This is a genomic window from Streptomyces sp. E2N166 (assembly GCF_003671715.1).
GTDB classification, from domain to species: Bacteria; Actinomycetota; Actinomycetes; order Streptomycetales; family Streptomycetaceae; genus Streptomyces; species Streptomyces thinghirensis.
The window spans coordinates 74,014-81,196 of record NZ_RAIF01000031.1 but is presented as its reverse complement, the minus strand read 5'-3'; the positions used below and the strand labels follow the sequence as shown (position 1 = coordinate 81,196).

Genomic DNA, 7,183 nt, shown 5'->3' with positions numbered 1-7,183 from the left:
AAGCGGCACCACCTTGGTGGCGTCGGCCGGTTCGGTCTCGGCGGCCCGGTCCGGGGCGTGGATGACCTTGTTGAGCATCGCGCGGGCGCCCGCGTCGTCGAGCCGCTGGGCGGGATCCTTGTTGAGCAGCCCGAAGATGACGTCCCGCAGCGGGCCGGCGTTCTTCGGCTCCTCCAGGTTCTCCGTCATCACCGCGGTCAGCGTCGCGATCGCGGAGCCCTTGTCGTAGGGCGGGGTGCCCTCCACGGCCGCGTACAGCAGTCCGCCGAGCGACCACAGGTCGGCCGCCGGTCCCGGCTTGTGGCCGCGGGCCCGCTCCGGGGAGATGTAGGAGGGGGCGCCGACGAGCATGCCGGTGGAGGTGATGGACGGGTCGCCCTCGACCTGGGCGATGCCGAAGTCGGTGAGCACGACCCGGCCGTCCTCGGCGATCAGTACGTTGGACGGCTTCACGTCACGGTGCAGGATGCCCTCGCGGTGCGCGGAGCGCAGGACGTCGAGGACGGCGAGGCCGACCTCCGCCGCGCGCTTCGGCTCCAGCAGGCCGTCCTCACGGATGGCCTCGGCGAGCGACTTGCCCTCGACGAGTTCCATCACGATCCACGGTCGGTCGTCCTCCTCGACCACGTCGTAGACCGTCACGGCGCTGTTGTTGCGGATCCGCGCGATGGCCTTGGCCTCGCGCAGCGTGCGCGTGATCAGGCGCCGCTTCTCCTCCTCGTCGATGTTCCCGGGAAACCGCAGCTCCTTGACGGCGACCGTGCGTCCGAGGGTCTCGTCCTCGGCCCGCCACACCGTCCCCATGCCGCCGCGGCCGAGCACGTCTCCCAGCCGGTACCGCCCGGCGAGGAGACGTGCGCTCTTGTCCGTACGGGATGTCCCCGCCCGCTCCGCCTCCGACATGCGTCCCCTCATGCAACCCGCCCTGACAGAGCCTTCATTGTCCCTCACCCGACAAGCGCCCGACGCCCAGGGTGCCCCTGGCGCCAACCGGGCGAGCGGGCGGGGGGCACGGCGGGGTGACCCTGCGTCACACCCGCCCCGGCGGCCCCTACCGTGGCGCGATGTCCGGCGCCCCCAGCCGGGCCGCGTCCGCCGTCAGGTCGTCCGGCTGGCGCTGCGACTCCCGCTCGGCCTCGACCCGCTTCTCGTAGTGCTGGACCTCGCGTTCGACCTGGTCCTTGTCCCAGCCCAGCACCGGCGCCATCAGTTCGGCGGCCTCGCGGGCGCTGCGCGTGCCCCGGTCGAAGGTCTCGATGGAGATGCGGGTGCGCCGGGTCAGTACGTCGTCCAGGTGCCGGGCGCTTTCGTGGGAGGCGGCGTAGACGACCTCGGCGCGCAGGTAGTCGTCGGCGGCGTGCAGCGGTTCGCCGAGGGAGGGGTCGGCGGCGATGAGCTCCAGGACCTCTTCCGCCATCGCGCCGTACCGGTTCAGCAGGTGTTCCACGCGTACGACGTGCAGGCCGGTGCGCGCGGCGACCCGCTTCCGCGCGTTCCACAGCGCCCGGTAGCCCTCGGCGCCGAGCAGCGGCGTGTCCTCGGTGACGCAGTCGGCGACCCGCAGGTCGAGCCCGTGCACCGCGGCGTCCACGGCGTCCTTGGCCATCACCCGGTACGTCGTGTACTTGCCGCCCGCCACGACGACGAGACCGGGCACCGGGTGCGCGACGGTGTGCTCGCGCGACAGCTTGCTGGTGGCGTCCGACTCCCCGGCCAGCAGCGGGCGCAGCCCGGCGTAGACACCCTCGACGTCGTCGCGCGTGAGCGGCACGGACAGCACGGAGTTGACGTGCTCCAGCAGGTAGTCGATGTCGGCGCTGGACGCGGCCGGGTGGGCCTTGTCCAGGTCCCAGTCGGTGTCCGTGGTGCCGATGATCCAGTGCCGGCCCCAGGGGATGACGAACAGCACGGACTTCTCGGTGCGCAGGATCAGGCCGGTACTGGAGTGGATGCGGTCCTTCGGCACGACCAGGTGGATGCCCTTGGAGGCGCGCACGTGGAACCGGCCGCGCTCGCCCACCATCGACTGGGTGTCGTCCGTCCACACGCCGGTCGCGTTCACGACCTGCTTGGCGTGGATCTCGTACTCCCCGCCCGCCTCGACGTCCTGCACACGCGCGCCGACCACGCGCTCGCCCTCGCGCAGGAAGGAGGTGACGCGCGCGCGGTTGGCGACCGGGGCGCCGTACGCCGCCGCCGTGCGCACCAGCGTCGTCACGAACCGGGCGTCGTCCATCTGGGCGTCGTAGTACTGGAGCGCGCCGACCAGCGCGTCCTTCTTCAAGGCGGGCGCCACGCGCAGTGCGTGACCGCGGCTCAGGTGCCGGTGCATCGGCAGACCCCGGCCGTGTCCGCGAGCCATCGACATGGCGTCGTAGAGTGCGACGCCCGACCCGGCGTACAGCCGCTCCCACCCCTTGTGCTGCAAGGGGTACAGGAACGGCACCGGCTTCACCAGATGCGGCGCGAGCCGCTCCAGCAACAGCCCGCGCTCCTTCAGGGCCTCCCGCACGAGGGCGAAGTCGAGCATCTCCAGATAGCGCAGGCCGCCGTGGATCAGCTTGCTGGACCTGCTGGAGGTGCCCGACGCCCAGTCCCGGGCCTCGACCAGGCCGGTGGACAGGCCGCGCGTCACGGCGTCGAGCGCGGTACCCGCACCGACCACGCCCGCGCCCACCACCAGTACGTCCAGCTCGCGCTCGGCCATGGCCGCGAGTGACTCGGCGCGCTGCGCCGGCCCCAGGGTCGCTGTCCTCACTGCTGCCTCCCGCTGTCGGTCGCGTCGGCCGCACCCGTCGGGGGCGAAGCCCGGTTCCTGGTACCCACCATGCCCAGATTCTGACCGGCCTGCCCGACATCGGCCGCCGCACGCCCCCAACCTGTGGACAACTCTTCCCGTGAAACCCGGCCGTCACCCGGGCGGTGCCGACACCACCGAAACTCGGCCGACCAATCCCGCAAATCGGTCATATTTACTCCTAGTCTGACGTTGTGCTCGCTCATCCTGTCCACCGGGCTTGCACACCTGTCCCGCTTCGGCTACTGGGAAGGACGGCCCACGCCATGCCCGCAGATCTCGCCGTCATCGGACTCGGCCCCTACGGCCTGCCCCTGGCCCAGGCCGCCGTCGCCGCAGGCATCCCCACCCTCGGCTACCGCACCGGCCCCGAGGCAGACCCGCTCACCCCCGCCGAGGTGCGCCGAATGCTCGCGACGGGCTTCCGCACCCCCGCCGGACCGGCCGAGCTGGGCCGCGTCCGCACCGCCGTCATCTGCGCCCCGACCCGGCCCGGCGCGGACGGCGGCCTGGACCTCACCCAGGTGGAGGCGGCCGCCCGCACCCTGGCCGCCCACATGCGCCCGCACACCACGGTCATCCTGGAGTCACCCGTGCGGCCCGGCACGACGGAGGATTTCCTGCGCCCGATCCTGGAGCAGGGCTCCGGTCTGCGCGCCGGCCGCGACTTCCACCTCGCCTACTCCCCCAGCCGCGTCGACCCCGGCAACCGCGACTTCACCCCGGCCACCACGCCGAAGGTCATCGGCGGCCTCACCCCCGCCTGCACCGAGTCGGCCGCGACCTTCTACGGCCGGCTCACCGACAAGGTGGTCCGCGCGCGCGGCCCCCGCGAGGCCGAGACGGTCCAGCTCCTGGAGACCAACTTCCGGCACGTCAACATCGCCCTCGTCAACGAGATGGCCGTGCTCTGCGACGACCTCGGCGTCGACCTGTGGGACGTCCTGCGCTGCGCGGAGAGCAAACCGTTCGGCTTCCAGGCCTTCCGCCCGGGCCCCGGCGTCGGCGGCCACTCCGTCCCCCAGGACCTGACCGGCCAGGCCCCGCACAGCCTGCGCATGGTGGAACTGGCCCAGCAGGTCAACTCCCAGATGCCGCGCTACGTCGTCCAGCGCGCCGCCGCCCTGCTCAACGAGCACGGCAAGTCCGCGCGCGCCGCCCGCGTCCTCCTCCTCGGCGTCACCTACAAGGCCGACCTCGCCGACCAGCAGGCCACCCCGGCCGAGGAGATCGCGACCCGCCTGATGTCGATGGGCGCCGCCGTCAGCTACCACGACCCGCACATCCCGTCCTGGAACGTCGCCGACCGCCCCGTCCCCCGCGCCGACTCCCTCTACGAGGCCGCCGCCGACGCCGACCTGACGATCCTCCTCCAGCAGCACCGCACGTACGACCTCCAGGGCCTGTCGGTGAAGGCCCAGCTGCTGCTGGACACGCGGGGGGCGACGCCCACGGGGGCGGCGCACCGGCTCTGATCCGGCCCGGACACGCCGAGGGGCCCGGAGCGATCGCTCCGGGCCCCTCGGTACTGCGTACGGGTGACTACCGCCGGTGCTGCGAGTCCGCCACCGTCACCTCGACGCGCTGGAACTCCTTCAGCTCGCTGTACCCGGTGGTCGACATCGCCCGGCGCAGCGCGCCGAAGAAGTTCATCGAGCCGTCGGGGTTGCGGGACGGGCCGGTGAGGATCTCCTCGATGGTGCCGACCGTGCCGAGGTCGACCTTCTTGCCGCGGGGCAGCTCCTCGTTGACGGCCTCCATGCCCCAGTGGTTGCCCTTGCCCGGCGCGTCGGTCGCGCGGGCCAGCGGCGAGCCCATCATCACCGAGTCGGCGCCGCAGGCGATCGCCTTGGGCAGGTCGCCGGACCAGCCGACACCGCCGTCGGCGATGACGTGCACGTACCGGCCGCCGGACTCGTCCATGTAGTCGCGGCGGGCCGCAGCCACGTCCGCGACCGCCGTCGCCATGGGCACCTGGATGCCCAGCACGTTGCGCGTGGTGTGGGCCGCGCCGCCGCCGAAGCCGACGAGGACGCCCGCCGCGCCGGTGCGCATCAGGTGCAGGGCGGCGGTGTAGGTGGCGCAGCCGCCGACGATGACCGGGACGTCCAGCTCGTAGATGAACTGCTTCAGGTTCAGCGGCTCGTGCGAACCGGAGACGTGCTCCGCCGAGACCGTGGTGCCGCGGATGACGAAGATGTCGACGCCCGCGTCCACGACCGCCTTGGAGAACTGGGCGGTGCGCTGCGGGGAGAGCGCGGCGGCGGTGACCACACCCGAGTCGCGCACCTCCTTGATGCGCTGCCCGATCAGCTCCTCCTTGACGGGAGCGGCGTAGATCTCCTGGAGGCGGCGGGTCGCGTTGTCGGTGTCCAGCTCCGCGATCTCGTCGAGCAGCGGCTGCGGGTCCTCGTGCCGCGTCCAGAGCCCTTCCAGGTTCAGGACGCCGAGGCCGCCCAGCTCGCCGATGCGGATGGCGGTGGCCGGGGAGACGACCGAGTCCATGGGAGCGGCCAGGAACGGCAGCTCGAAGCGGTAGGCGTCGATCTGCCAGGCGATCGAGACCTCCTTCGGGTCCCGCGTACGGCGGCTGGGGACGACGGCGATGTCGTCGAAGGCGTACGCCCGGCGGCCGCGCTTGCCGCGCCCGATCTCGATCTCAGTCACGTCTGTGGCCTTTCCCTGATGCGTTGCAGCGCCTTCCAGTATCCCCGACGGGCTCGACGGGGCACCGCTGAGGGCGGCCCCGGATGGTCCGGGGCCGCCCTCGGGCAGGCTGCTGCCTACTTGCTGCGGCTGTAGTTCGGTGCCTCGACCGTCATCTGGATGTCGTGCGGGTGGCTCTCCTTGAGTCCGGCGGAGGTGATCCGCACGAACCGGCCGTTGTCCTGGAGCTGGGGCACGGTCCGGCCGCCGACGTAGAACATCGACTGGCGCAGGCCGCCGACCAGCTGGTGGACGACCGAGGAGAGCGGGCCGCGGTAGGGCACCTGGCCCTCGATGCCCTCGGGGACCAGCTGCTCGTCGGAGGCGACGCCCTCCTGGAAGTAGCGGTCCTTGGAGAACGACCTGCGGTCGCCGCGGGTCTGCATGGCGCCCAGCGAGCCCATGCCGCGGTACGACTTGAACTGCTTGCCGTTGATGAACATCAGCTCACCCGGCGACTCCTCGCAGCCCGCGAGGAGCGAGCCCAGCATCACCGTGTCGGCGCCCGCGACCAGGGCCTTGGCGATGTCGCCGGAGTACTGGAGGCCACCGTCGCCGATGACCGGGATGCCGGCCTCCTTGGCGGCGAGCGACGCCTCGTAGATGGCCGTGACCTGGGGGACACCGATGCCGGCGACGACGCGGGTGGTGCAGATGGAACCGGGGCCGACACCGACCTTGATGCCGTCCACACCGGCGTCGATGAGCGCCTTGGCGCCGTCTCGGGTGGCGATGTTGCCGCCGATGACGTCGACGCCGGACGCGTTCGACTTGATCTTGGCGACCATGTCGCCGACCAGGCGGGAGTGGCCGTGCGCGGTGTCGACGACGATGAAGTCGGCGCCCGCCTCGATCAGCGCCTGGGCGCGCTCGAAGGCGTCACCGGCGACGCCGACGGCGGCGCCGACCAGCAGCCGGCCCCTGGCGTCCTTGGCGGCGTTCGGGTACTTCTCGGCCTTGACGAAGTCCTTGACCGTGATCAGGCCCTTGAGGACGCCGTTGTCGTCGACCAGCGGCAGCTTCTCGATCTTGTGGCGGCGCAGCAGCTCCATGGCGTCCACGCCGGAGATGCCGACCTTGCCGGTGACCAGCGGCATCGGGGTCATGACCTCGCGCACCTGCCGGGAGCGGTCGGTCTCGAAGGCCATGTCGCGGTTGGTGACGATGCCGAGCAGCTTGCCGCCGCCGTCGGTGACCGGCACGCCGCTGATGCGGAACTTGGCGCACAGCGAGTCGGCCTCGGCGAGCAGGGCGTCCGGGTGGATGGTGATGGGGTTGGCCACCATGCCCGACTCGGAGCGCTTGACCAGGTCGACCTGGTTGGCCTGGTCCTCGATGGACAGGTTGCGGTGCAGGACGCCGACGCCGCCCTGACGGGCCATCGCGATCGCCATGCGCGACTCGGTGACCTTGTCCATGGCGGCGGACAGCAGCGGGATGTTGACCCGCACGTTCCTGGAGACGTACGAGGTGGTGTCGATCTCGTCGGGTGCCATGTCCGACGAGCCCGGCAGCAGCAGCACGTCGTCGTAGGTCAGCCCGAGCGTCGCGAATTTCTCGGGCACTCCGTCGACGTTGGCAGTCATGACACCTTCCCCAAATGGCCCTGATCGGTGCGGATGTCCATGCTAACGGGAAGTGGACGTGGCTCATTCCACGATCAGGGACGCCCGCGACCTT

General features: G+C 71.5%; 5 protein-coding genes. 1 reads left to right on the top strand and 4 read right to left on the bottom strand.

Annotated features, from left to right (window positions below; genetic code table 11):
- On the bottom strand, positions 1–903 hold a 903-nt coding region (locus EBH09_RS22370), incomplete at its 3' end, for a serine/threonine-protein kinase (RefSeq protein ID WP_153182707.1).
- Between the two features lie 148 nt (positions 904–1,051).
- On the bottom strand, positions 1,052–2,758 hold the full coding sequence (locus tag EBH09_RS22365) for a glycerol-3-phosphate dehydrogenase/oxidase (protein ID WP_121748741.1): 1,707 nt from the start codon (positions 2,756–2,758) through the stop codon (positions 1,052–1,054).
- A gap of 305 nt (positions 2,759–3,063) precedes the next feature.
- Here EBH09_RS22365 and EBH09_RS22360 point away from each other — a divergent pair, with 305 nt between their 5' ends.
- Positions 3,064–4,272 (top strand): nucleotide sugar dehydrogenase, encoded by a 1,209-nt coding sequence (locus tag EBH09_RS22360; RefSeq protein ID WP_121748740.1) that lies wholly within the window; start codon positions 3,064–3,066, stop codon positions 4,270–4,272.
- Between the two features lie 67 nt (positions 4,273–4,339).
- Here the strand turns inward: EBH09_RS22360 and EBH09_RS22355 are convergent, their stop codons facing one another.
- Both EBH09_RS22355 and guaB read right to left on the bottom strand, forming a co-directional pair.
- Positions 4,340–5,464 carry a GuaB3 family IMP dehydrogenase-related protein gene (locus tag EBH09_RS22355; protein ID WP_121748739.1) on the bottom strand — a complete coding sequence of 375 codons (1,125 nt, stop codon included), beginning with the start codon at positions 5,462–5,464 and terminating at the stop codon, positions 4,340–4,342.
- 116 nt (positions 5,465–5,580) lie between these two features.
- On the bottom strand, positions 5,581–7,089 hold the full coding sequence (guaB, locus tag EBH09_RS22350; RefSeq protein WP_121748738.1) for an IMP dehydrogenase: 1,509 nt from the start codon (positions 7,087–7,089) through the stop codon (positions 5,581–5,583).
- Between the last annotated feature and the right edge of the window lie 94 nt (positions 7,090–7,183).